This is a genomic window from Xylanimonas sp. McL0601, assembly GCF_049852175.1.
In the GTDB taxonomy this organism is placed as follows: domain Bacteria; phylum Actinomycetota; class Actinomycetes; order Actinomycetales; family Cellulomonadaceae; genus Xylanimonas.
This window is the reverse complement of record NZ_CP187527.1, coordinates 3,189,060-3,214,832: the sequence shown is the minus strand read 5'-3', so window position 1 is coordinate 3,214,832 and position 25,773 is coordinate 3,189,060. Positions and strand designations below refer to the sequence as shown.

Genomic DNA, 25,773 nt, shown 5'->3' with positions numbered 1-25,773 from the left:
CGCCCCGCCGCCCGCCGCCCGCCGCCCGCCGCCCGCCGCCCGCCGCCCGCCGCTCGCCGCCCGCCGCCCGCCGCCCGCCGCCCGCCGCCCGCCGCCCGCCGCCCGCCGCCCGCCGCTCGCCGCCGCCGGCCGCCGCTCGCCGCCGCCGGCCGCCGCCGCCTCAGGGCCGCCGCGCCACCACCGTGAACGTGCACGGCACGAGCGCCCGCTCCGCCTCCGGCCACGCGTACCCGCCCTCGACCTCGACCATCCGCGGGCTGAACCGCCACGGCAGCACCGTGCCCTCGTCGAGCCGTTCGAGGCGCAGGCCCGCGCCGAGCAGTGCGTTGACGGTCTCGGAGAGCGCGTGCGGCCACTCGTAGGTGCGCGGGTGGGCCACGGTCCCGTCGCCGGCGTACGTGTACTCGGCGTCCCAGGCCTGCGCCGTGCCGTCGGCGAAGTAGCGACAGCGGGTGCTGAGGTGGTCCGCCGCCTCGTCGAGCGCGTACAGCGCGGGGTGCCCGTCGCGGATGTAGAAGAGGCCACCGGGCCGCAGCAGCGCGGCGACCTGCGCCGCCCAGCGGTCGAGGTCGGCGAGCCAGGTGATCGCCCCGATGCTCGTGTAGACGACGTCGAAGTCGCCGGTGACGTGGGCGCGTGCGTCGAGGACGTCGCACTCGACCCAGGTCGCCTCGACCCCGTGCTTCGCGGCGAACCGCGCCGCGGACGCGAGCGCCCCGGCGGAGAAGTCGACGCCGGTGATCCGCGCCCCGGCGCGCGCGAGCCCGATCGTGTCCGTACCGATGTGGCACTGCAGGTGGCACAGGTCGAGGCCGCGCAGGGTGCCGCCGGGCAGGAACGGTGCCATCGCGGCCACGTCGTGCTCGACGACGGGGCCAAGGTAGGCCGGGTCGTCGTACGCGTCGAGGCCGTAGGCCGCCTCGTGCAGCGGGACGCGGTCCTCCCAGTTGAGGCGGTTGGCCTCGCGCGCTTCCGCCCAGCCGATGGCGACGTCGTCCCCGGTCATGCGGAGAGCGTAGGACGCCGGGCTTCGACGAGGTGCCGCGTCGAGTGGGCCACGAATGGGCGGCCCGCCCGCAGCTCGGCGTCGAGCGCGCGCAACGTGCCCTCGTGCTCGGCGACCGTGAAGCCCGGCACCCACCAGACGCACTTGCGCAGCACCCAGACGATCGCCCCCACGTCGAAGAGCTCCATCCGGCAGCGCGCGCGCCGGAGGTCCACGACGGCGAGCCCGGCCGCCTCGGCCGCGGCGGCCTCGTCGTCGGGGTCACGGGCCAGCTGCGTCCGAGGCAGCGGTCCGAGGAACCGTTCGATGAGCTCGAACACCGACGCAGGCCCCACGTGCTGTGCGAGGTAGTGGCCTCCGGGCGCGAGCACGCGGTGGATCTCCGCCCAGTCCGGCCGCACCGGGTGCCTCGACGTGACCAGCTCGAACGCCGAGGCGGGCACGGGGAGCGGGGCACCATCGGTCGTCTCGACCACCTCGACCCCGCGCGGTCCCAACAGCGCGCGCGCCCGGGCGGCGTTGGGCGGCCAGCCCTCGGTCACGACCATCCGCGGCGGAAGCACCGGTGCCTCCGCCACGACCTCGCCGCCGCCGGTGTCGAGGTCGAGCGCCGAGCCCACCCGGCTCAAGCGGTCCGCGAGCAGGTGGGCAAAGCCCCACGGCGGCCTCTCCTCCGTCGCGCGGCCCTCGAGCCACCCGAAGCCCCACCCGGTGACGTCGGCGGCCTCGGCCTCCGCGACCAGCTCCTCGAACGAGCGCATTGCTGCAGGGTGGCAGCGATCTGGCCGCCCGGCCAGGGAAATGCCGGGCTAGGGTGCCTGCCGTGCCGCACGTCCGCCTCGAGACTCTCATCCCCCGAGCGTCAGCCGCCGACTGCTTCGCGCTGAGCCTGTCCGTCGACGCGCACGCCGCGTCGATGTCGCGCTCGGGAGAGCGCGCCGTCGCCGGCGTCACCGCAGGAGAGATGCGGCTGGGCGACACCGTCACCTGGCTCGCCCGGCACTTCGGCGTCCGCTTCCGCATGACGTCGGCCATCACCGCCTACGACGCCCCGCACCGGTTCGTCGACGAGCAGGTCGCCGGCCCGTTCGCGCGGTGGCAACACGAGCACCTCTTCACCGCCGTCGACGGCGGCACGCTGATGGTCGACGTCGCGGAGTTCTCGTCGCCCCTCGGCGTCGTCGGGCGCATCGTCGACCGGCTGGTGCTCGAGCGGTACCTGACCCACCTGCTGCGCCGTCGCAACGAGTGGCTGGCGGCACGGCTCGGCCAGAGCCCGCCGAGCGGCCCTGAATCACCGCGTGCAGCCAACCGCCGCCGTGGCACCGTCGCCCCATGATCACTGTCCTCGTCGAGGGCGCGAGCGACGCCGCCGCCGTCACCGTCCTCGCCGCGCGTCGCGGGCTCGACCTCCCGGCCCGCGGCGTCTGCGTCGTGGCGACCGGCGGCGCGGGCAACCTGCCGCGCGCCGTCGCGGCCGCCGTCGCGCGCGGTGACGAGGTCCGCGGCCTGTACGACCTGGGCGAGGCACGCTTCGTGGCCCGCGCGCTCGGGACCACGGCCGACGGCGCCGCAGCACTCGCCGCGGCCGGCTTCCACGCCTGCGACCGCGACCTCGAGGACGAGCTCATCCGCGCGCTGACGCCCGACGGCGTACTCGCCGTCGTCGGCGCGAACGGCGACCTCGGCCGGTTCGCCACGTTCACCGCGCAGCCCCAGCACCGCGACGAGCCCATCTCCGACCGCCTGCACCGGTTCCTCGGCACGACGGCGGGACGCAAGGAGCGCTACGCCCGGCTGCTCGCGGCGGCGCTGCCCGATGCAGTCGAGCCCCCGCCGATCGCCGCGCTGCTGGACGGCCTCGCGCGCTGAGGGCCGGCTTCGCCGCGTGGCCCGCGCGCTCGTGGGTCACGATCGCCCCATGGACCTCGCCGCCAAGCTGCAGATCAAGCCCGGGGCAAGCGTCGCCGTCGTGGCGACCCAGGCCAGGCGGTTCCTGAGGCCCGAACCTGGGCGGGACCAGGCCGGTGCCTGAGACACGCAAGTGATGGCGCGACTTCGTGCGCGCACCGGCCTAGCGTCATGGCATGACGGCACTGGGCGACGACGAGCGGGCTGCCTGGTACGACGCCGAGAACGCGTGGGGCCCCGACGACGACTTCTTCCTCGCGCTCGCGAACGAGCGCCCCGAGCAACGCGTGCTCGACCTCGGCTGTGGCACGGGCCGCCTCACGCTCGCGCTCGCCCGCACCGGGCACCTCGTCACGGGCGTGGACCCGGACGCCGCGGCCCTCGCCCTGGCGCGCACCAAGCCGGGGGCCGAGGACGTCATCTGGGTCGAGGGCACGTCATCGGCGTTGGGTGACGCCGAGCTCGACATCGCGTTCATGACCGGGCACGTGGCCCAGGCGATCGTCGACCCGCAGGACTGGACCGAGACGCTCGCCGACCTGCGCCGCGTCCTCGCCCCGGGGGGCACGCTGGCGTTCGACACCCGCGACCCGGCGGCGCGCGCCTGGGAGCGCTGGAACCCCGTCGACTCGCGCGAGGCGGTGACGCTCGGGGACGGCTCGCAAGTCGTGGGGTGGTACGACGTCACCGACGTGTCGCAGGACGGGGTCGTCACCTTCGACGACCACCGTGTGCTCGCCGACGGCACCGAGGCGGTCGACGAGGGGCGGCTCGCGTTCCGCACCGAGGAGCAGCTGCGCGCGGACCTGGCCGGCGCCGGGTTCACGGTCGACGCCGTCTTCGGCGGCTGGCACCACGAGGCGGTGGGCGAGGGCGTGGGCGAGCTGGTCGTGGTGGCGCACCGCTGAGGCTCCCGGACCTGCGCTTGGTCACAGGCGTGTCTCGGTCCGCCGAGGCCCGTGGGCAGGCAGCAGACCTGCAGGTATGGTGCCCGGGACAGTTTCCGAGACCATAGGTGCCCTCGTGAGCAGAGCGGGATTGCTGGGCCGCCGGGCCAGGGCGCAGCGAGCGCTCCTCGGCCTGGTCGCGGTGCTCGTCGCCGTCGCGGCCGGCGTGCTCGCCGGCGCGTTCGGCGTCGTGCGCGCTGGAGCCGAGGCCGCACCCGCCGCCGCACGCCCGGCTGTCGTCGCGGGTGCGGGCGTGCCGGTCGCCCTGCTCACCCTGGCTGCGCTCGTGACGCTGGCGCAGGTCGGCAGTCTGCTCGGGCAGGAACGCCAGGCCGAGACCGAGCTGCTCCTGTCTCGGGGCGCGGCCCCGGCGCAGGTGACCGCGGCCGCCCTCGCCGAGTCGGCGGCCGTGTGCGCCGGTGGAACGCTGGTGGGCACCGTGGCCGCGTGGGCAGCGCTGGCTGTCACCGACCGGCCCGCGGACCTCGGGATCCTCGCGGTGGTCGGCGCCGCGGTGGCCGTCGCGGCCGCGCTGCTCCTGGCCGGCACGACGGCGCTGCGGGCGCGCGCGGCAGCACGCCGCGCCGTCTCGGATCGGTCCGGTCGCGTCCGGCAGGTCGCCACCGGCGGGCTCGTCACGCTCACGTTCGCGGCGGCCGCGCTCTGCCTCGTGCAGCTGCTGCGCTACGGGTCGCCGCTCGTGGTCGCGGCCGACGGCACGACGCGCACCGACCCGCTCGCCGCGGGCGCGCCGGCGCTCGTCCTGGCGTCGCTCGCGGTGGTCGCGCTCGGGGTGCTCGGCCCCGTGGCCCGCCTCGTCGAGCGGTGGGCGGCGCGCCGGCCCGGTCTCGGCGTCGTCACGGTGCGGCAGGTCGCGAGGCGCCTCGTCTCCTCCGCGGTTCCCCTCGTGCTCGTGGTGCTGGCCGGCGGGTCGGCGGCGTTCGCCGGCGTCTACGGGGGCGCGGCCGGTCGCATGGCGACCGACGTCGGGGTGCTGACCACCGGGGCGGACCTTCGCGTCGTGCGCGAGAACCCGCCGGCGCTCAACACCGGGGCGTCTCCGGACGCCGACGCCGTCGCGGCCGTCGCGGGGATCGCCGCAGCCGTGCCCGCACTGCGTCTCGAGACGTCGGCGCAACAGGTCAAGCCGACGCTCGTCGCCGTCCCCGCAGCGGCGACGGCCGGCGTCGTGCGTGCGACGCGAGCCGCGGACGCGGCCACGCTCACCGCCGGGCTCCGCGGCGAGGACGACCCGTTCCACGACGCCCCGCGGCTGCCGGCCGGGACGACGGCGCTCGAGGCGCGCGTCACCGCGAGCGCGACCGTCCTCCAGACCGCCCCGCTCGACGTGCCCCCGGCCGGCGGTGTCTACCACGTGCCGTCGCGGCCCACGGAGCCGGTGCCCATGGACGAGGAGGGGGTCGGCTTCCCGGCCGTCACCCTGTGGCTTGCACGCGCGGACGGCGTGCTGGTCCCCCTCCGGCTGGGCGCCTTCGACGCCGATCTGGACGGCGACGGCGACGGCACGCGGCCGGTCGGGCCGCATCCCACCCCGTACACGGTGCGCGCGGAGCTACCCGCCCTGGGCGAGGGCTGGCTGCTGGCCGCGATGGACGTCGACGTGTCCGGAGCCGAGCAGCCGCTCCACCTCACGCTCTCGATCGACGGCCTGTCGGCGCAGGTCGACGGCGGGTCGGTCCCGGTCGACGTCTCGGCGCCTTGGGCGTCGGCGCTCGGCGACGTGGGCGCCGGGCGGCAGCCGGTCTCGGGCCTCGCAGTCGACCTGATCACCCAGGACAGCGGGCGGCAACGGCTGCGGGTCGAGCCGACCGGACAGGGCCAGGCACCGATCCCAGCCGTGGTCACCAAAGCCCTGGCCGACGAGCTGGGCCTGGCCACCGGCGACCTCGTCGACATGAGCGCGCAGGGCCTCCGCATCGGGCTGCGGGTCGCGGGCGTGGTCGACGCGGTGCCGGGCGCGCTGCGACCTCACGTCGCGATGGTCGACCTGGCGCGCCTGAACGCGCTGCTGCTGCGCGCGGGCGTGCAGGTGCCCGGACCGGGCGAGGTCTGGGCGACCGTCGACGCCGCCGCGGACGCCAGGGCCACGGCCGCCCGGGTCGCCGACGCGATGCCGGGTACCACCGTGCTGACGCCGGCGACGTCCGCGCCGGGCGCCGATGCCTCCGGTCCCGTGCGGGCAGCGACCTGGATCGCGGCCACCGGCGTCGTCGCCCTGGCGATCCTCGGCGTCGGCGTGACGGCTGCGGCCGGCCTCCGCGCCCGCCGGGGCGAGGTCGTCGTGCTGCGCGCGGTCGGCGTCGGGCCCCGCACGCAGGGCAGGGCGCGGGCGGTCGAGCTCGGCGCCGTCGCGACGGGGGCCGTCGTCGTCGGCCTCGCGGGCGGGTGGGCGCTCGGCACCGTCGCGGTGCCCGGGCTCGTCCGCAGCACCGTGACGGGCGTCGCCCAGGTGCCGCCCACGGTGCTCGCGTGGGCCGTCGTTCCGACGGCGCTGCTCGCCGCCGCACTGCTGCTCGGTGTCGTCGCGGTCTCTGCAGCGATGGGCGTGCGGGTGCGAGCCCAGGCCCGCGACACCGCGTTCCGCGAGGAGGTCCGGTGAGCCTTTCTACACTGTGGCTCCTGACGCGGCGGGGCCTGCGCTCCTCGTGGGGAGCGGCGGCCGTGCTCGGGGCGGTCGCGCTTCTCGCGGCCCTCGTCCTGACGTCCCTCCCGCGCGCGGCGGAGAGGTGGCACGGGGCGATGCTCGACCACGCCGCCGACCAGGTCTCGGCGCTGTCCCGCGACGTCACACTGACGCCCCTCAGTGCGCCTCCGTCGTTCGGCGTGTGGATCCCCGGCTCCCTGCGGCCGCCGGCGTGGGACGGGGTCCAGTCCTGGCTCGAGGCCCTGCGCAAGGAGCAGCCGGAGCCGCTGCGGGACGTGCTCGGCCCGCCGCACCTGACGGTCTCGGCCACGAAGGTGGTCGTCGACGCGGGCCCCGGGACGGACATCATCGCCGTGTCTTTCGTGCTGCGGGCGGCGCCCGACCTCGCCGACCACGCACGCCTGGTCGCGGGCTCCTGGCCGCAGCGCAGCGAGTTCGGGCTCGACTGGGGCCCCGACTCCGGGCTCCCGCCCATCGTCGCACCGGGGAAGACGGCGGCCGACATCGAGCCGACACAGGTCGTGCTGTCGCGGGCGGGCGCCGAGGAGATCGGGTGGACCGTCGGCTCCGTGCACCAGGCGCCGATGCCGCTGCCGCCGTTCAAGCTCGTCGGCATCTACGAGCCGACGGACCCGGCGGACGGCTACTGGCAGCACGCCTCGCAGGGCGCGGAGCCCACCGTGGTCACGAACCCGCTGAGCGGAACGATCGTCACCGTGGCGGGGACGGTGGCCGACGAGATGATCGGGCCGGTCACGCAGAGCAACCCGCAGCTCGCGTTCTGGTACCCGGTCGACCTCTCGGGAGTGCCGGGCGGCGAGACGTCCCTGCTGCTCCGCCAGCTGCGCGAGCTCACGGCTGCGTCGCACGCGTCCGTCGGCCTGGACGACGTGCCGGTGCGTGCCACGACGGGCACGACGGCGGTGCTCGACCGCGTCCTGGCACAGCGGGTCGGCGTCGACGCCGTCCTCGCCGTGACCGTCGCGGGGCCCGTCGGTGCGCTGCTCGTCGTGCTCGCCCTCGGTGCGCGGCTCGTCGTCGAGCGCCGGCGCCCTGCGCTCACGCTCCTGCGCGCGCGAGGCGCCTCCGGCAGGGAGGCCCGCGCCGTCGCCGCAGCCGAGGGTGCCGTCGTCGGGCTTCCGGGCGCCGCGGTGGGGACGGCGCTCGGGCTCGTCCTCGTGCCGGGCGCGTTCGGACCGGGCCAGGCCGCGGTCGCACTGGCGTCCGGGCTCGCGCCCGCCGTGGCGCTCGCTGCGACCGCCTCGGCCGGGCGTCTGGGATCCCAGCGCGCCGACCTCGGGCGCAGCCCCCGCTGGCGCACCACCGCCGAGGTGCTGGTGCTGCTCGCCGCCGCGGCCACGACCTGGCTGCTCGTGGCCCGCGGGGCGGTGGCCGCGGGCGGCGTCTCGGGAGGCGCCAGCCGTCCCGGGCAGGTGGACCCGCTCGTGGCGGTCGCGCCAGCGCTGCTGTGCCTGGGCGTCGCGATGCTCGTGGTCCGGGCCCTGCCATGGCTTGTCGCGCCGCTCGAACGTGCGCTCGCGCGCCGGCGCGGCCTGGTCGGGTTCCTCGGCGCGGCCCGCGCACGCCGCGACCCCGCCGGCGGAGTGCTGCCGGCCGTCTCGCTCGTGCTCTGCGTCGCCGTCGCGGCGTCGTCGTCGGTGCTGCGCACCACCATCGACGTCGGCATCGCCGACGCCGCCTGGGAGCACGTCGGCGCGGACGTGCGCATCGCGGACGTGTGGATCAGCCCGGAGCAGGTGAAGGCCCTGCGCGCTGCCGAGGGTGTCTCCGCCGTCGCGACGCTGACGGGGCTCGGCCGCGGCACCGTCACCGCGGGAGGTACGCAGGTGCACCTCTCGGTGATCGCCGTCGACGCCGCGGACCTGGCGCGCGTGCAGGAGGGCGTGCCCGGCGCACCTCCGGCCGCGGCGCTCGCGGCGCTGACCCGCGACGACGGGCGCGCGCTGCCGATGCTCGTCTCGGAGAGCTCGGGGCTGTCCGCCGACGCGGAGGGCGAGCTGGCCCGCGAGGGCTCGACGAGGCCGCCGCCGACGGCGCACGCCGTCGGTACCATCGCGGTGCTGCCCGGCATGCCGCCGGCGGCACGGTTCGTCGTCGTCGACGCCGCGCGCGCGGCGCAGGCGTTCGAGAGCACGGACCTGCCCGGCGTGGCGTTCGTGCGCCTTGATCGCGCGGGCGGCGGCACCGCGCTGACGGCATCGGCGCACGTCCCGGCGGCGGTCCGCGCCGTCTTCCCCTCCGCGGGTGCGCACCTCGAGACGGCGGCGGATGCTGCCGCCGAGGTGCGTGGGTCGCCCTCCACCCGGGCGCTCGAGATCGCCGCCGCGCTCGCGCTCGTGCTCGCCGCGGTCCTGGTCGCGCTGACCGTGGTGCTGACGCTGCTGCTCGCCGGCCCCGCGCGGGCGCGCCTGCTCGCCGTGCTGCGCTCGCTCGGCAGCGGACCGCGGCAGGGTCGCGTGCTGGTGGCGTCGGAGACGGCACCGTGGATCGCGGTCGCCCTGCTGGCGGGTGCCGTGCTGGCGTGGGCGGTGCCCGCCGTGGTGCTCGCCGCGATCGACCTGACGCCGCTCACGGAGGGGTCGGCCGCACCGACTGCGCGGTATGACCTGGCGACGCTGGCCGCGCTCGGCGCGGGCCTGGTGCTGATCGGCGCGCTCGCCGGCGCGCTGGTCGCGGTGTGGAGCGGGCGGGACGTGGCAGCACGGCTGCGGACGGGGGAGGACCGATGACGAGCACGACGACGACGAAGGCGCCCGGGGCTGCGGACCTGCGCGGGGGCGAGATCCGCTGCCGCGGCCTGGTGCGGATCTTCGCGACCGACGGCGTCGAGGTGCAGGCGCTGCAAGGGCTCGACCTCGACGTCGAGCCCGGCGAGGTGGTCGCCGTCGTGGGCGCCTCGGGCTCGGGCAAGTCGACCCTGCTCGGGATCCTCTCGGGCCTCGACCGGCCGACGGGCGGATCGGCGGTGGTGGCCGGGACGGACCTGGTGACCATGGGCGGCGGCGACCGGGTGCGCTACCAGCGAAGCACCGTCGGGTTCGTGCGGCAGCAGGCCTCACGCAACCTGCTTCCATACCTCACGGCGCTCGAGAACGTGCGGCTCCCGCTCGAGCTGACCGGCCCGGCGCGCGGTGCCGCGGCGGCCGTTCGGAGCGCGCGCGTCACCACGCTGCTGGAGCTGCTCGGCGTCGGCCACGTCGCCGACCGGCGGCCGGGGGAGATGTCGGGCGGCGAGCAGCAGCGCGTGGCGATCGCCGTCGCGACGGCCGGCGCGCCACGCGTGCTGCTCGCCGACGAGCCGACCGGCGAGCTCGACGAGGCGACCAGCGCCGAGGTGCTCGAGTCCCTGCGCTCGGTGAACGCCGCGACCGGCGTCACCGTCCTGATCGTCACGCACGACCCGGCGGTCGCCGACCACGTCGCCCGCACCGTGCGCATCCGCGACGGGCGCACGTCCATGGAGGTGCTGCGGCGCACCGAGGTCGATGCCGAAGGCGTCGCCCGGCACGTCGCCGAGGAGGTCGCCGTGCTCGACCGCGTCGGCCGCCTGCAGCTGCCGCAGGACGTCGTGGAGCGGCTCGGCCTGCGCGAGCGGGTGCGGCTCTCGCTCGAGGCCGACCACGTGGGCGTGTGGCCGTGGTCGCGGCCGGACAAGCCAGACAAGCCGGACAAGGAGGAGCGATGACGACGACGTACGCCGTGCGCGGCGAGGAGCTGGTGCGCGTCTTCGGGCGCCCGGACGCGCCGGTGCGCGCGGTCGACGGCGTGACCCTCGAGGTCGCGCCGGGCGAGCTCGTCGTGCTGCGCGGCCCGTCCGGCTCGGGCAAGACGACGCTGCTGAACCTGCTGGGCGGGCTCGACCGGCCGACGTCGGGCCGGGTGCTGCTCGGCGGCGGGCGGGACCTGACCGCGATGGGCGAGCAGCAGGCGCTGGTGGTGCGGCGCGAGGAGATCGCGTTCGTGCTCCAGTCGTTCGGCCTGGTGCCGGTGCTGTCGGCCGCCGAGAACGTCGAGGTGCCGCTGCGCCTGCGGCGCACACCGGCGGCCGAGCGGGCGGAGCGGGTCACGCAGGCGCTCGCCGCGGTAGGGCTGGCCGAGCACGCCCGCCAGCGGCCCTACGAGCTGTCCGGGGGGCAGCAGCAGCGCGTGGGGATCGCGCGCGCCCTCGTGGCCCGGCCGCGCCTGCTGCTCGCGGACGAGCCCACCGGGCAGCTCGACTCGTCCAACGCCACGGTCGTGATGGAGCTGTTGCGTGACCTTGTCCACACCAGGGGGGTGGCCGCGGTGGTCGCGACGCACGACCCGCTGCTGGTGGAACGGGCCGACAGGGTCGTTGACCTGCGGGATGGTCGCGCAGATCACACCCGCGTCGGGGCACCCGCGCCGGTCGGCGGGGTCCAGACTGAGTGAAGGCCTCGTTAAGCCCTGATACCGGATCGATAACGGTTCGGGGTGACTTCGGGGACAATCTGGACAACGTAGTGGTGAGACGCCTTAGCATCACACCGGTCCGCACTGTGGACCGGGAGCACGCCGAGCACCCATGTTCGGCGTGGTCCGGTCATCGGCACGACACCTGCCGTTGCCCTTCACGGAGGAGAAACATGAAGATCAGGCGTATCGCCGGGCTGACCGCCATGGTCGCTGCCGGTGCCCTCGCACTGTCCGCCTGCTCGTCGGGCGGCGGCACGGGAACGGACAACGGGACGACGGCAGCCGCCGGCCCGTCGACCGGAATCGTGCTCGCGAACGGCTCCGAGCCCCAGAACCCGCTGGTCCCCACGAACACGAACGAGACCGGGGGCGGCAAGATCCTCGAGCTCCTGTTCGCCGGACTCGTCTACTACGACGCCAAGGGCGCTCCGCACAACGAGGTTGCGGACTCCATCACGTCGGACGACAACACCACCTGGACCATCAAGCTCAAGGACGGCCAGACGTTCTCGGACGGCACGCCCGTGCACGCGGAGAACTTCGTCAAGGCCTGGGACTACGGCGCCAAGCTCTCGAACAAGCAGCTCTCGTCGTACTTCTTCGAGTCCATCAAGGGCTTCTCGTACGACAAGGACTCGTCGCTGGTCGACGCGGGCGGCCTCACCGTCGTCGACGACCTGACCTTCAAGGTCGTCCTCACCGGCCCGCAGTCCGACTTCCCGCTGCGCCTGGGTTACACGGCCTTCGACCCGCTGCCGCTGACGGCCTTCGACGACATGGCGAAGTTCGGCAACGCCCCGATCGGCAACGGCCCGTACGTCCTCGACACGTGGACGCACAACATCGAGGCGAAGATGTCGCCGAACCCGAAGTACAAGGGTGACCGCAAGGCCCAGAACGGTGGCGTGGACTTCAAGTTCTACACCGACCTCGGCCCGGCCTACCAGGACCTCCTGGCCGGTCAGCTCGACGTCCTCGACGCCATCCCGGACTCGGCCTTCCCCACCTTCGAGTCCGACCTGGGTGACCGCGCGGTGAACCAGCCGGCTGCGATCTTCCAGTCGTTCACGGTCAACGTGAACCTGCCGCACTTCGGCATGAACGACGAGGGCCGCCTGCGCCGCCAGGCTCTGTCCATGGCCATCGACCGCGACCAGATCACCAAGGTGATCTTCCACGCCACCCGCACCCCCGCGACCGACTTCACGTCGCCGGTCATCGATGGCTGGTCGGACAGCGTCCCGGGCAACGAGGTGCTCAAGTTCGACGCCGCCAAGGCCAAGGACCTGTGGGCCCAGGCCAATGCGATCTCGCCGTGGTCGGGCACGTTCACCATCGCGTACAACGCCGACGGTGGGCACCAGGGCTGGGTCGAGGCTGTCGCCAACTCGATCAAGAACACGCTGGGCATCGACGCCGAGGGTAAGAGCTACCCCGACTTCGCCACCCTGCGCACCGACGTCACCAACCGCAAGATGACCGGTGGCTTCCGTACGGGCTGGCAGGCCGACTACCCGTCGCTCTACAACTTCCTCGGCCCGATCTACGGCACGGGCGCCGGCTCGAACGACGGCGACTACTCGAGCCCGGTGGTCGACAAGCTGCTCTCCGAGGGTCTGTCGGCAGACTCCGTGGACGCCGCCAACGCCAAGTTCCAGCAGGTCCAGGAGCAGCTGTTCAAGGACCTCCCGGCGATCCCGCTGTGGTACTCGAACGTCACGGGCGGCTCGGCCGACACGGTCAAGAACGTCCAGTTCGGGTGGAACAGCGTGCCGCTGCTGTACCAGGTTACGAAGCAGGGCTGACCTGACTCGCGCCGCGCCGCCCTGGGGCCTGACACTGGCCCTGGGGCGGCGTAGCGCCGTGGCACGGCGACACGCAAGAAAGAAAGGCAACCAGGATGGCTTGGTACGCAGCCCGAAGGCTGTTGCAGATGATCCCGGTGTTCATCGGGGCAACCCTGCTGATCTACGCGATGGTGTTCCTCCTACCCGGAGACCCCATCACAGCGCTCGGCGGTGAGCGAGGGCTCCCGCCTGCGGTCGCAGACCAGATCCGCGCTCAGTACCACCTCGACCAGCCGTTCCTGGTGCAGTACTGGCTGTGGCTCAAGGGCCTCCTGACGGGCGACTTCGGGATGTCCTTCTCCCGGCGCCCGGTGGCCGACCTGCTGGCGGCCGCCTTCCCCACGACGCTCAAGCTCGCCGGGATGACGCTCATCATCGAGTCGGTGGCCGGCATCGGCATCGGCCTGTGGACGGGCATCCGCAAGGGCGGCTTCTTCGACGCGACGTTCCTCATCGTCTCCCTCATCCTCATCGCCGTGCCGATCTTCGTCATCGGTTTCGCCGGGCAGGTCCTGTTCGGCATCAGGCTCGGCTGGGTGCCGCCGACGGTCGGGTCCAACGTCTCGTTCGAGACGTTGATCTTGCCCGCGTTCGTGCTGGCGACGACGTCGTTCGCGTACATCCTGCGGCTGACGCGCACGACCGTCGCCGAGAACCGGACCGCCGACCACGTGCGCACCGCGACCGCGAAGGGCCTGTCCCCGAGCCGCTTGACCGGCGTGCACGTGCTGCGCAACTCGCTGATCCCCGTGGTGACCTTCATCGGCATCGACATCGGCGCGCTGCTCGGCGGCGCCGTCGTCACCGAGGGAATCTTCAACATCCCGGGCGTCGGCAACCTGCTCTACTCCGCGATCCGACGCCACGAGGCACCGACGATCGTGTCCGTGACGACGTTCCTGGTCATCGTGTACCTGGTCTCGAACCTGATCGTCGACCTGCTCTACTCCGTGCTCGATCCGAGGATCCGCTATGCCTGACGCACCCTTCAACGACATCCCGGCCGAGGACATCCCCGCCGACGCGTCTGTCGTGACGGCGACGCGCCCGGGCCAGGGGCACTTCTTCGCCGACCTCGACCAGACGCCGGTGCTCGGCGCGGTCGACGCCCCGAACGAGGAGTCTGCCCCGGCCAGCCTCTGGAAGGACGCCTGGATCCAGATGCGCGGGCGCGTGCTGTTCTGGATCTCGGCGGCGCTGATGGTGCTCGTGATCCTGGTGGCGGTCTTCCCGCAGTGGTTCTCGAACGTCGACCCGCGGTTCTGCGACCTGAGCCGGTCCCTCGGCGACCCGGCGCCGGGTCATTGGTTCGGCTTCGACTTCCAGGGCTGCGACGTGTACTCGCGCGTCATCTACGGCGCCCGGGCGTCCGTCACCGTCGGCGTCCTGACGACCATCGGCGTCACGGTGCTCGGCGTCATCGTCGGCGCGATCGCCGGGTACAACGGCGGGTGGCTCGACTCGGTCCTGTCGCGCATCACGGACATCTTCTTCGCCATCCCGCTGCTGCTCGCGGCGATCCTCGTGGCGTCGGTGTTCTCGCAGAGCCGCACCGTGTTCCTCATCTCCGGGGTGCTGGCGGTGTTCGGCTGGCCGCAGATCGCCCGCATCATGCGCGGCGCGGTGTTCAGCGTGAAGAACAACGAGTTCATCATCGCGGCCCGGGCCCTGGGCATCTCGAGTCCGCGCCTCGTGGTGCGCCACGTCATCCCCAACTCCATCGCCCCCGTGATCGCGACGGCCACCGTGGCGCTGGGCACGTTCATCGTGGTCGAGGCGACGCTGTCCTTCCTGGGCGTCGGCCTTCCGCCGTCGGTGGTCTCCTGGGGCGGCGACATCTCGCGCGCCCAGCAGTCCATCCGCACGGCGCCGCAGCTGATCCTCTACCCCGGCGCAGCGCTCGGCCTCACCGTGCTCAGCTTCATCATGATGGGCGACGTCGTGCGCGACGCCCTCGACCCGAAGGCGCGTACCCGATGACGACGACCGACAACCGCCCGGAGGCGCAGGAGACGCCCACGTCCGCGCAGCCGCTCCTCGAGATCACCGGCCTCGAGGTCTCGTTCAAGACGTCGCAGGGCGCGGTGCAGGCCGTGCGGGGCGTCGACCTCACCGTCTACCCGGGCCAGTCCGTCGCGATCGTGGGCGAGTCCGGCTCCGGCAAGTCGACGACGGCGCACGCCGTGATCAACCTGCTGCCCGGCACCGGAACGATTACCGGCGGCTCGATCAAGTTCGACGGGCGCGAGCTCGTGGGCGCGGCCAAGAAGGAGATCGTCGAGCTGCGCGGCCGCGAGATCGGCCTGGTCCCGCAGGACCCGATGTCGAACCTCAACCCCGTCTGGCGCATCGGCTACCAGATCAAGGAAGCCCTCAAGGCCAACGGCGTCGACACCAAGGAGCGGCGGCAGAAGCTGACCGACGCGCTCGTCGAGATCGAGACCACGCCGTCGGGCGACGACCTCTACCTCGGCAGCGGCGGGAAGAAGCAGCTGCTCACGGCGCTGCGTGCCGCCGGCCGCGACGAGGACACGGTCGCCAAGGCGGACGAGGCGCTCCTGGTCGGCTCGACGACGCGGGCGCAGGCCGTCGGCATCCTCGAGTCCGCGGGCCTGCCCGACGCCGAGGCCGCGGCCGCCCAGCACGTCACGGGCGCCACGGCCAACGACCGCGTGGCAGGCCTCCTCGCCGAGGCCGGCCTGGCCGACGCCGAGCGGCGCGCCCGCCAGTACCCGCACGAGTACTCGGGCGGCATGCGCCAGCGCGCGCTCATCGCGATGGGCCTGGCCGCCCGGCCGATGCTGCTCATCGCGGACGAGCCGACGTCGGCGCTCGACGTGACGGTGCAGAAGAAGATCCTCGACCACCTCGAGTCGCTCACCACCGAGCTCGGCACGGCGGTCCTGTTCATCACGCACGACCTGGGCCTCGCCGCCGAGCGCGCCGAGCACCTCGTGGTCATGTACAAGGGCAAGATCGTCGAGTCGGGACCGTCGCGACAGATCCTCGAGGCGCCGAAGCACCCGTACACGCAGCGGCTCGTCGCTGCGGCGCCGTCCCTGGCCAGCCGCCGCATCCAGAGCGCGCACGCCGCAGGTATCGAGACCGACGAGCTGCTCGCCTCGCACGCGGACTCCGGTGCGGACAAGCGGGGCGACAACGTCGTGGAGGTCAAGGACCTCACCAAGGTGTTCCGGATCCGTGGCTCGCGCCCGGGTGCGGGCACCGACTTCACGGCGGTCGACAGCATCAGCTTCGCGCTGCCGCGCGGCACCACGCTCGCCCTCGTGGGCGAGTCCGGCTCGGGCAAGTCCACCGCCGCGAACATGGTGCTGGGCCTGCTGGACCCGACCTCGGGCCGCGTGGACTTCGACGGCGTGGACATCACCTCGCTCAAGGGCAAGGACGCGTTCCGGTTCCGCCGGCGCATCCAGCCGGTGTTCCAGAACCCGTACGGGTCGCTCGACCCGATGCTCTCGATCTACCGGACCATCGAGGAGCCGCTGCGGATCCACCGCGTCGGCGACGCCAAGGCGCGCGAGAAGCGCGTGCGCGAGCTGCTCGACATGGTCGCGCTGCCCGCGTCGATGATGCGCCGCTTCCCGAACGAGCTCTCGGGCGGCCAGCGCCAGCGCATCGCGATCGCGCGGGCGCTCGCGCTCAACCCCGAGGTGATCGTGCTCGACGAGGCAGTCTCGGCCCTCGACGTGCTGGTCCAGGCGCAGGTGCTGACGCTGCTCAACGACCTGCAGGCCGAGCTGGGGCTGTCGTACCTGTTCATCACGCACGACCTCGCCGTCGTCCGTCAGATCGCCGACAAGGTCTGCGTGATGCAGAACGGCAAGATCGTCGAGCAGGGCCCGACGGACCAGATCTTCGACACCCCGGCGCAGGACTACACGCGCGAGCTGCTGGCCGCGATCCCGGGCGCGAGCCTCGAGATCGGGCCCGAGGTCCCCGTGTCCTGACGCCTTCCTCGCACGACGCTCGACGGCGGTCGCACCCTCCGGGGGGCGGCCGCCGTCGTCGCGTCGGGGCCACCGTCAGGCTCCCGCGTCGTGGTTCTCACACGCTGTCAAGATCCCGTGGCGTGGCGCGGCGGGTAAGATGGCGTCGCCCGCCGCGCGCGCGGACCCCAACCCGCGCGGAACCACCCCAAGGAATCGAGACCCTAGATGGCTGTGCGCTCCGACCTGCGCAACGTCGCGATCGTCGCTCACGTCGACCACGGCAAGACCACCCTCGTGGACGCGATGCTCAAGCAGGCAGGCGCGTTCGGCGCCCACCAGCACGTGGAGGAGCGGGTCATGGACTCCGGCGACCTCGAGCGCGAGAAGGGCATCACGATCCTCGCGAAGAACACCGCGGTCCGGTACACCGGCCCGTCGGCGGCGGAGCACGGGGAGCCCGAGGGCATCACCATCAACGTCATCGACACCCCCGGCCACGCCGACTTCGGCGGCGAGGTCGAGCGCGGCCTGTCGATGGTCGACGGCGTCGTGCTCCTCGTGGACGCGTCCGAGGGCCCGCTGCCCCAGACGCGGTTCGTGCTGCGCAAGGCGCTCGCCGCGAAGCTGCCGGTCATCGTCGTCGTCAACAAGGTCGACCGGCCCGACTCGCGCATCACCGAGGTCGTGGGCGAGACCACCGACCTGCTGCTCGGCCTGGCCTCCGACCTCGCCGACGAGGTGCCGGACCTCGACCTCGACGCCATCCTCGACGTGCCGGTCGTGTACGCCGCCGCGAAGGTGGGCGCGGCCTCGCTCGCGCAGCCGGGCGACGGCTCGCTGCCCGACAACGAGAACCTCGAGCCGCTCTTCGCGACGATCCTCGAGAAGATCCCGGCCCCGACGTACGACGAGGGCGTGCCGCTGCAGGCGCACGTCACCAACCTCGACGCGTCGCCGTTCCTCGGCCGCCTCGCGCTGCTGCGCGTCTTCAACGGCACGATCCGCAAGGGTCAGCAGGTCGCGTGGGCGCGCCACGACGGCACGCTGTCGACGGTCAAGATCACCGAGCTGCTCGAGACCAAGGCGCTCGACCGCGTGCCCGCGGAGTCCGCGGGCCCGGGCGACATCGTCGCCGTCGCCGGCATCGCCGACATCATGATCGGCGAGACGCTGACCGACATCGACGACCCGCGGCCGCTGCCGCTCATCACCGTCGACGACCCGGCCATCTCGATGACCGTCGGCATCAACACCTCGCCGATCGCCGGCAAGGGCGGCAAGGGCCACAAGGTCACCGCCCGACAGGTCAAGGACCGCCTCGACGCCGAGCTCGTCGGCAACGTGTCGCTGCGCGTGCTGCCGACCGAGCGCCCCGACGCGTGGGAGGTCCAGGGCCGTGGCGAGCTCGCCCTGGCGATCCTCGTCGAGCAGATGCGTCGTGAGGGCTTCGAGCTCACCGTGGGCAAGCCGCAGGTCGTCACCAAGACGGTCGACGGCAAGGTCCTGGAGCCCATGGAGCGCATGACGATCGACGTCCCCGAGGAGTACCTCGGCGCCGTCACCCAGCTGCTCGCCCAGCGCAAGGGCCGCATGGAGACCATGACGAACCACGGCACCGGCTGGGTCCGCATGGAGTTCATGGTCCCGGCACGTGGCCTCATCGGCTTCCGTACCCGGTTCCTCACGGATACCCGCGGCACCGGCATCGCCGCCTCGATCGGCGAGGGCTACGAGCCGTGGGCCGGCACCATCGAGTCGCGCATGACGGGCTCGCTCGTCGCCGACCGCGCCGGCAAGGTGACGCCGTTCGCCATGATCAACCTTCAGGAGCGCGGCTCCTTCTTCGTCGATCCCACGGCGGAGGTCTACGAGGGCATGATCGTGGGCGAGAACTCGCGCAACGAGGACATGGACGTCAACATCACCAAGGAGAAGAAGCTGACGAACATGCGCTCCTCCACGGCCGACAACTTCGAGAACCTCGTCCCGCCGCGCAAGCTGACGCTCGAGGAGTCGCTCGAGTTCGCGCAGGAGGACGAGTGCGTCGAGGTCACGCCTGAGGTCGTGCGCATCCGCAAGGTCGTCCTGGACGCGACCGAGCGCGCGCGCTCGGCGTCGCGGGCTCGGGCTGCGGCCCGGGCCTGATCTCGGGCTGAGTTCCTGTGGCTGGGGCGGTGGGGGACGGCGTCGTGCGCACGACGTCGTCCCCCGCCGCCGTTCCCGGCTCTCCGTGGTCGTCGGCTCGGGTCGGTGGCGGGGGGCTCGTCGCAGTGCATGCGCATCCCGACGACGAGACCCTCTCGACCGGGGCTCTCATCGCCTCGTTCGCCGCGGCGGGCATGCCGGTGACCGTCGTGACCTGCACGCGGGGGGAGCGCGGGGAGGTTCTCGCGCTGCCGGGGACGGCGTCGGAGGGGCTCGAGGCGCTCGAGGGGGACGGGCCTGCACTGGCGGCGTACCGGACGCGGGAGCTCGCGGCGGCGCTGCCGGCGCTCGGCGGCGGCGACCCGACCGCCGTCGGGCACACGTTCCTGGACGAGCTGCCTCCCGAACCCTCGGCGCTGTCAGGGCCAGGGAGCGGTGGGGCGCCTGCTGACCCTGACAGGTCCGCCGGGGGCGGGCGGTTCGAGGACTCCGGGATGGTGTGGGTTGCGCCCGGGGTCGCCGGGGGCGATCCCGCCGTCCGCGCGGGGTTCGCGTTCGTGCCGCTCGACGACGCCGCCGCACGGCTCGCGGCGCTGATCCGCCGGCTGCGGCCCTCCGTCGTCGCGACCTACGAGGCCGGCGGCGGGTACGGGCACCCCGACCACGTGCGCGCGCACGAGGTCACGGTCAGGGCGCTCGAGCTCGCCGCGGACCCCGCGTTCCGCGGCGGCGACGCGGGGCCGTGGGCCGCCGAGCTCTGGCAGCGCGTGGCGCCCGCGTCCGAGCTGCGCGCCCAGCGCCAGGCCCTCGCCGCCGACCCGGCGGCCCAGGCGCTCGCCGAAGCGGCAGGGCTCACCTTCCCGGCCTCGGACGACCCGCTGCCGGCGCTCGCCCGCGACGACGCGGAGCTCGCGGCCGCCGCCGTGGCGGGCGACGTCGTCGACGTCGACGTCCCCCCGGTTCTCGACCGGGTGCTCTCGGCCATGACCGCCCACGCCACCCAGATCCAGCACCCGACCGCCCTCGCCACCACCGTTGCGGGTGCAGGTTCGCGGCCATCGAGCGGCGCCGCGGCCGCGCTGGCGGAGGCCGGGGTGGTCGGGTGGTTCGCCTTGTCCAACGGGGTTCTCGCCGCCGTCGGGACGCGGGAGACGTTTCTGGTGGCACGTCCCGGCACCGTCCAGGTGTCGTCGGTAGGCTCGCCCGCGTGAGCGAGACGTCCGACGCCCCCGAGGCCCCCGGCGCTGCCGGCCCCCCGGCCCCGCCTGCCCACCCCGGCGTCGGCCGCACCGTCGGCAGGATGGTGCTTGCGCTCGCGCTCGGAGTGGCGCTCGGCGCGCTCGGCACCGCCACCCACCGGACGCTCTGGCACGGCCTGCCCGTGGGGCTGCTCGTGGCCCTCGCACTGACGGCGTCGACGGCCCTGCTCTGCCGCGCCTGGGCGGGCCTCGGCACGCTCGCCGCGGCTGCCGTGGGCTGGCTCGTCGCGGTGCAGGTGCTCTCCATGCAGGGGCCTGGCGGCGACGTGCTCGTCACCCACCCGGCGGAGTCGATCCCGTCGGCCTGGGCCGGCATCGCGTGGACGTACGGAGGGGTGCTCCTGTTCGGCGTCGTCGCATTCCTGCCGGGCCGCTGGTTCGCCCGGCGGTGACCCGAACCTCCGCTGAACCTCCACGTCCGACGGTGTGGGTCGCAAACCGCCGCGAAGCGCCGCGCGCGTAGGATTTCCGAGGTGTGCGCGGCCGCCTCGAGGTCCGGCACACCGCCGAAGAACCACCCCCTCGGCTGCCGTCCGTGGCAGCCTCCCCGCACCAGAGAAACGCACGGAGCGAACTCGATGGGTCAGCCGACCGAGCGCGACAACGCGCTCGAGCCGAACAACTCCGGGCAGGCCGGCGCGTCCGCGCCGGAGACGCCGGACGAGGACATCCCCTACATCCCGCCGGTGAAGGCCTACGAGCGCCCGGCGGTCGGCTACCGGCCCGCGACCTCGACCGTCTCGAGCTCCGAGCCCACCCAGGCGCTGCCCGTCGTGGTCGGCAGCGTCCGGGCTCCGTCGCTCCAGGCGCCCGCGCCCGCGTCCCGGCCGCAGCCGGCAGCTCCGGCCGCCCCCGTCCCGCAGCCGCAGCCGCAGCCGCAGCCGCAGCCGCCGGTCGGGTACCCGACCGCGCCGATCCAGACGGCCCAGCCGGTCCAGATGGCCCAGGCGCCCGCGGTGCCGCCCGCCGCGGCCACGCCCGGCGGCGCGCCGCCGGGCCCGCTGGACGACCTGGTCGGCGACGGCCAGCCGAGCCGCGCACCGCGCGCGCTGCTGTGGACGGGCGTCGGCGTCGTCGTGCTCGCCGGCCTGTACACGGGCGCCCAGTGGCTGTACTCCGACAAGGTGCCCACGGGCACGCACGTCGCGGGGGTCGACGTGGGCGGTCTCGCGCAGGACGAGGCGGTCGACCAGCTCAGCGCGGGTCTCGCCGCTCACGCCAAGGAGCCGATCGAGGTCACCGCGGGCGAGGCGCACACCACGCTGGACCCGGCCGCGGCCGGGCTCGCCCTCGACGCCGACGCCACCGTCGCGCAGCTCACCGGCTTCTCGATGGCACCCGACCACCTGTGGGCTCACCTGGTCGGCGGCCACGACGTCGCGCCGGTGGTCAAGGTCGACCAGGCCAAGCTCGACGCCGCGGTCGCCGGGCTCGTGGACGGGCTCGCGACCGCGCCGGTCGACGGCACCGTCGCCTTCGCCGACGGTCAGGCCGTCGCGACCCCGGCCCAGGACGGCACGCGCGTGAAGCCCGCCGTCGCGGCCGACGTGCTCAAGACCCGGTGGCTCGTGGACCAGGGGCCGTTCGACCTGGCCACCGAGTCCGTGCCGCCCGACATCACGCAGACGGAGACGGACGCCGCGCTCGCCCAGGCGCAGAAGATCGTCTCTGCGCCGGTGTCCGTCACCGTCGGCGACCAGCACCCCGAGCTGCCCACGGATGCGCTCGCGTCCGTGGCGTCGTTCCAGCCGGTCGACGGCACGCTGAAGCTCTCGATCGACGCCGGCAAGGTCGTCACCGCCGTCGTCGACCGCACCCACGACCTGCTCACCGAGCCCGACGACGCCCACTTCGAGTTCCAGGGCGGTCGCCCGGTCGTCGTCGGCGGCGAGCCCGGCACGACGCTCGACGGTGCGAAGGTCGCCGAGGCCGTCCAGGCGGCAGCGCTGGGCGACGACCGCACCGCGGCCCTCGAGCTGGTCCAGCGCGACCCGGCGGACAGCAAGGCCGCGCTGGAGGCGCTCGGCGTCAAGGAGGTGGTCAGCAGCTTCGACACCCCGCTGACCTCCGAGCCCATCCGCACGGAGAACCTGCGCCGCGGCGCCCAGCTGCTCACCGGTCACCTGATCAAGCCCGGCGACACCTTCTCGCTCCTCGACGCCCTCGGCCCGATCACGGTCGAGAACGGCTACAAGGCAGCCGGCGTCATCAGCAACGGCGTGCACACCGAGGGCGTGGGCGGCGGCCTCTCGCAGATGGCCACGACGACGTACAACGCGGGCTTCTTCGCCGGCTTCGAGAACGTCGAGCACCGCCCGCACTCGGTCTGGTTCACCCGCTACCCGGCCGGGCGCGAGGCGACGATCTACGTCGGGCAGCTCGACATGCGGTTCAAGAACAACTCGCCGTACGGTGCCGTCATGCAGGCGTGGGTCGGGGGTGACAACCGGCTGCACGTGCAGGTCTGGAGCACCACGTACTTCCGCGTCGAGACCTCCGCCAGCGACAAGCGGAACGTCGTCCCCACGACGGTGGTGCACCGCTCCGGCGCCAGCTGCGCCCCCTACCCGGGCGGCGAGGACGGGTTCACCATCACCAACTACCGCAAGGTGTCCCACGGCAGCGACGTCGTCATCGACGAGAAGTTCACGTGGACCTACAAGCCCGACAACCCCGTCGTCTGCGACTCGGGCACCCCGGGGTCGCCCGGCGGTCCCGACTCGGGAGACAACTGATGCTCGGCCGCACCGAGCGGGAGTCACCCGCGCACGCCGCGCTCGCCGCGCAGCTCGGCGGCTGGTCCGGCATCGTCGTGCGCGACGGCGAGGCGCCTGCGGCGGCGAGCCCGCAGGAGCTCGTCGAGCTCCTCGACCTCGGCACCGCGGCCGACACGCTCGCGACCGTCGCGAGCATCGCGGACCTGGCGGCCGTCGTGCACCTCGGGCATCCCGAGCAGCCCGCGCCGCTGCTCGAGGAGTCGCTGCTCGCAGGCGACCCGTCCCTCATGCTCACGGCGGCCGCGGCCGTGCAGACCCAGTGGGTGTGGGTCGGCCGGCCGGAGGCCACGGGCGGCGCCGTCGTCATCGACGAGCCCGGGCTGCGCGACTGCCGGGACGTGCTGCGGACGCTCGGCGTCACTCCCCGCCTGGTGCCCGCGCGGACACCGGTGGAGGAGCGTGTGGCGATCGCCGGCCCCGCTGGCTCCCTCGTCCTGGAGCGCCCGCGCGTACCCGCCGGGCTGGTGGAGCTCACCGGGTCGGAGCACCTGGCCGCGCTGCCGCCCGTCTGGTACGGGCTGCTCGAGTCGCGCGACGTCTGGCCGCGGTTCGCCGGCCCGGCGCAGGTGTGGCTCGCGTTCGGGCCGTACGACGACTACCGCGGCTCCTTGCAGCCGACGCTCGCGGTGATCGCCGATGCCGGCGTGGACCTGCAGCACCTGCGCTCGCACCCGTCGCAGCTCGGCCCGCACGTGTTCTTCACCTCGTTCCTGTGCCCGCACGTCGACGTGCTCGACGCGCTCGTCGCCGAGCTCGACGCCCGCAGCATCGCGCACCGGACCCTCGCCGTCCTGCCAGGGGCGGGGTTCGTGCCCGGCCCGACGGCGCTCGTCCCGCGCTGGGCCGGCGCGTGAGCGCCGGCGTCGCCTACCTCGGGCCCGAGGGCACGTTCACCCACCAGGCCGTCCTGGAGTGGGCCGCGCGCCCGGGTGCGCGCGCCCCGCTGGGCGGTGCCGAGGCGCTCGAGACCGTGGGGCAGGTGCACGACGCCGTCGCGTCCGGTGCGGCGGCGCGCGGCGTCGTCGCGATCGAGAGCTCGGTCGAGGGCTACGTGGTCCCGTCGGTCGACGCCCTGGTCGGCTCCGCGGACGTGGTGGCCGTCGACGAGGTGGTGCTGCCGATCTCGTTCGACGCGTTCGTGCGGCCCGGCCACTGCGAGCTCATCGAGGCGACCGCGCACCCGCACGGCCTCGCCCAGGTCTCGCGGTTCGTCGCCGCGCGCGGGCTGCGGCCGGTGCCGGCGTCGTCGAACGCGGCCGCGTGCCGCGACGTGACGGCGCACCAGGTGGCGTTCGGCCCGCGCGTCTGCGGCCCGCTGTACGGGCTCGAGACCCTCGCGCAGGGCGTCGAGGACTTCGGCGGCGCGCGGACGCGGTTCCTCGTGCTGGCGCAGCGGGACGAGGCGCCGGAGGTGCTGGCCACGACCCGCGCGGCCACGGACCCCGGCACGACGGCGTGGCGCACGATGCTGGCCGTGACCCCCGTGGTCACCGGGCCGGGCGTGCTGGCGCGCGTCACCGCGGCGTTCGGCGAGCGGCGCGTCAACATGTCGTCGCTGGTCACACGGCCGCTGAAGGCGCGGGCGCTGCAGTACGTGTTCGTCGTGACCCTCGACGCGGCGCCGTGGGACGCGCCGGTCCGGGCGCTGCTGGACGACCTGCTCGCCGCGGGCGACTCGCTCAAGGTGCTGGGCGTCTACCCGGCCGACCCGGGCGAGGGCGGGCTCGACGGCGTGCTTCCCGACCACGTGCCGCTCGGCAGCGTGGCGGCCGCCTCGGGCGCGGACGCGCTCGACCGGGGGCTGCTGTGGTGAGCCCGTTCGCGCGGGTGGCGGTGCTGGGCCTCGGCCTCGTGGGCGGGTCGCTGGCGCGGCTCCTGGCCGCGCGTGGCATCGACGTCGTCGGGCAGGACGTGGACCCGGCCAGCGTCGCCGAGGCGTCCGTCGCGGGGCTCTCCGCGACCGGATCCGTCGCCGAGGCCGTGGCCGGCGCCGATCTGGTGGTGCTCGCCGTGCCGCTGCGGGCGATGCGCTCGACGGCGGCCGAGCTCGCGCGCTCCGTCGCGTCGACGGCCGACGCCACGCTGACCGACGTCGGCAGCGTCAAGGGCCCGGTGCGGCAGGCCATGGAGGCCGCGGGCCTGGGCGAGCGGTACGTCGGGGCGCACCCGATGGCGGGGACCGAGCAGAGCGGTTTCGCGGCGTCGTCGGCGGAGCTGATGCACCGGGCGCCGTGGGCGGTCACCGTGCCGGGCGCGGGCGGCAGCATCGCGCCCGAGCGGCTCGAGCGGCTGCTGCGCCTGGTCACGGGCCCGCTCGGGGGCACGGCGGCGGTGCTGACCGACGAGGTGCACGACGAGGCCGCCGCGCTCATCAGCCACGTGCCTCACGTGCTCGCGACGCAGCTGCTCAACGCGGTCGCGGGCGCTCCCGTGCGCGACGCGGCGCTGCGCCTCGCCGCGGGCTCGTTCCGCGACGGGACGCGCGTGGCGTTCACCGACCCGTCCCGCACCGAGGCGATGGTCACCGAGAACGCGGCGTGGGTGACGCCGGCGCTGCGCAAGGCGGTGCGGGACCTGGAGGCGCTGGTGGCGGCGCTCGAGACCAACGCGCCGGTGCACGACTTCTTCCACGCGGCCGACGAGCTGCGCGCGCTGGGCCGCCCGGGGGAGCGCACGGCGTCGGCGGAGGTGCTCTCGGTGCCGCTGACGGGCGACTGGCCGTCGACGCTGGCCGCGCGCTGCGCGACGGGCGCCGTAGTGGTGTCCCTGACGGACACGGAAGCCCTCCTCGCGAGATAGTCCCGAGCGAGG

General features: G+C 74.2%; 20 protein-coding genes. 18 read left to right on the top strand and 2 right to left on the bottom strand.

Going from position 1 to position 25,773, the window contains the following annotated elements; translation table 11 throughout:
* Positions 1-160: 160 nt before the first annotated feature.
* Positions 161-1,006, bottom strand: coding sequence for a class I SAM-dependent methyltransferase (locus tag ACO4JP_RS14930; protein WP_425954765.1), 846 nt, complete (start codon positions 1,004-1,006; stop codon positions 161-163).
* Positions 1,003-1,767, bottom strand: coding sequence for an SAM-dependent methyltransferase (locus ACO4JP_RS14925; RefSeq protein WP_425954764.1), 765 nt, complete (start codon positions 1,765-1,767; stop codon positions 1,003-1,005). Before ACO4JP_RS14925 ends, ACO4JP_RS14930 begins: the two co-directional genes overlap by 4 nt.
* Positions 1,768-1,829: 62 nt before the next feature.
* Between ACO4JP_RS14925 and ACO4JP_RS14920 the strand changes: the two genes are divergently transcribed.
* The 18 genes from ACO4JP_RS14920 to ACO4JP_RS14835 all read left to right on the top strand — a co-directional run bounded on the left by ACO4JP_RS14920 (position 1,830) and on the right by ACO4JP_RS14835 (position 25,761).
* Complete coding sequence (locus ACO4JP_RS14920; protein ID WP_425954763.1) at positions 1,830-2,345, top strand: SRPBCC family protein; 516 nt, start codon at positions 1,830-1,832, stop codon at positions 2,343-2,345.
* The gene (locus ACO4JP_RS14915; RefSeq protein WP_425954762.1) at positions 2,342-2,878 is read left to right on the top strand and encodes a TOPRIM nucleotidyl transferase/hydrolase domain-containing protein; all 537 of its coding nucleotides are present in this window, start codon (positions 2,342-2,344) and stop codon (positions 2,876-2,878) included. Before ACO4JP_RS14920 ends, ACO4JP_RS14915 begins: the two co-directional genes overlap by 4 nt.
* Positions 2,879-3,093: 215 nt before the next feature.
* Positions 3,094-3,825, top strand: coding sequence for a class I SAM-dependent methyltransferase (locus ACO4JP_RS14910; protein WP_425954761.1), 732 nt, complete (start codon positions 3,094-3,096; stop codon positions 3,823-3,825).
* A gap of 115 nt (positions 3,826-3,940) precedes the next feature.
* A complete protein-coding gene (locus ACO4JP_RS14905) occupies positions 3,941-6,484 on the top strand; it encodes an ABC transporter permease (RefSeq protein WP_425954760.1) in 2,544 nt (847 codons plus the stop codon).
* The gene (locus tag ACO4JP_RS14900; RefSeq protein ID WP_425954759.1) at positions 6,481-9,279 is read left to right on the top strand and encodes a hypothetical protein; all 2,799 of its coding nucleotides are present in this window, start codon (positions 6,481-6,483) and stop codon (positions 9,277-9,279) included. The genes ACO4JP_RS14905 and ACO4JP_RS14900 overlap by 4 nt, the downstream gene beginning before the upstream one ends.
* Positions 9,276-10,235 (top strand): ABC transporter ATP-binding protein, encoded by a 960-nt coding sequence (locus ACO4JP_RS14895; RefSeq protein WP_425954758.1) that lies wholly within the window; start codon positions 9,276-9,278, stop codon positions 10,233-10,235. The genes ACO4JP_RS14900 and ACO4JP_RS14895 overlap by 4 nt, the downstream gene beginning before the upstream one ends.
* A complete protein-coding gene (locus ACO4JP_RS14890; protein ID WP_425954757.1) occupies positions 10,232-10,960 on the top strand; it encodes an ABC transporter ATP-binding protein in 729 nt (242 codons plus the stop codon). Before ACO4JP_RS14895 ends, ACO4JP_RS14890 begins: the two co-directional genes overlap by 4 nt.
* A 194-nt stretch (positions 10,961-11,154) precedes the next feature.
* Positions 11,155-12,789 (top strand): peptide ABC transporter substrate-binding protein, encoded by a 1,635-nt coding sequence (locus ACO4JP_RS14885; RefSeq protein WP_425954756.1) that lies wholly within the window; start codon positions 11,155-11,157, stop codon positions 12,787-12,789.
* A gap of 95 nt (positions 12,790-12,884) precedes the next feature.
* A complete protein-coding gene (locus tag ACO4JP_RS14880; protein WP_425954755.1) occupies positions 12,885-13,811 on the top strand; it encodes an ABC transporter permease in 927 nt (308 codons plus the stop codon).
* A complete protein-coding gene (locus tag ACO4JP_RS14875; protein WP_425954754.1) occupies positions 13,804-14,811 on the top strand; it encodes an ABC transporter permease in 1,008 nt (335 codons plus the stop codon). The genes ACO4JP_RS14880 and ACO4JP_RS14875 overlap by 8 nt, the downstream gene beginning before the upstream one ends.
* Entirely contained in the window at positions 14,808-16,799 is a 1,992-nt protein-coding gene (locus tag ACO4JP_RS14870; protein WP_425954753.1) for a dipeptide ABC transporter ATP-binding protein, read from the top strand. The genes ACO4JP_RS14875 and ACO4JP_RS14870 overlap by 4 nt, the downstream gene beginning before the upstream one ends.
* Before the next feature lie 207 nt (positions 16,800-17,006).
* A complete protein-coding gene (gene typA / locus ACO4JP_RS14865; RefSeq protein ID WP_425954752.1) occupies positions 17,007-18,926 on the top strand; it encodes a translational GTPase TypA in 1,920 nt (639 codons plus the stop codon).
* 125 nt (positions 18,927-19,051) lie between these two features.
* The gene (locus ACO4JP_RS14860; protein ID WP_425954751.1) at positions 19,052-20,137 is read left to right on the top strand and encodes a PIG-L family deacetylase; all 1,086 of its coding nucleotides are present in this window, start codon (positions 19,052-19,054) and stop codon (positions 20,135-20,137) included.
* On the top strand, positions 20,134-20,577 hold the full coding sequence (locus ACO4JP_RS14855) for a hypothetical protein (RefSeq protein WP_425954750.1): 444 nt from the start codon (positions 20,134-20,136) through the stop codon (positions 20,575-20,577). The genes ACO4JP_RS14860 and ACO4JP_RS14855 overlap by 4 nt, the downstream gene beginning before the upstream one ends.
* A 186-nt stretch (positions 20,578-20,763) precedes the next feature.
* Positions 20,764-22,920, top strand: coding sequence for a VanW family protein (locus tag ACO4JP_RS14850; protein ID WP_425954749.1), 2,157 nt, complete (start codon positions 20,764-20,766; stop codon positions 22,918-22,920).
* Positions 22,920-23,816, top strand: coding sequence for a hypothetical protein (locus ACO4JP_RS14845; protein WP_425954748.1), 897 nt, complete (start codon positions 22,920-22,922; stop codon positions 23,814-23,816). Before ACO4JP_RS14850 ends, ACO4JP_RS14845 begins: the two co-directional genes overlap by 1 nt.
* Positions 23,813-24,775: a prephenate dehydratase gene (locus ACO4JP_RS14840; protein WP_425954747.1), complete on the top strand. Its 963-nt coding sequence runs from the start codon at positions 23,813-23,815 to the stop codon at positions 24,773-24,775. Before ACO4JP_RS14845 ends, ACO4JP_RS14840 begins: the two co-directional genes overlap by 4 nt.
* Positions 24,772-25,761: a prephenate dehydrogenase gene (locus ACO4JP_RS14835; RefSeq protein WP_425954746.1), complete on the top strand. Its 990-nt coding sequence runs from the start codon at positions 24,772-24,774 to the stop codon at positions 25,759-25,761. The genes ACO4JP_RS14840 and ACO4JP_RS14835 overlap by 4 nt, the downstream gene beginning before the upstream one ends.
* Positions 25,762-25,773 lie beyond the last annotated feature (12 nt).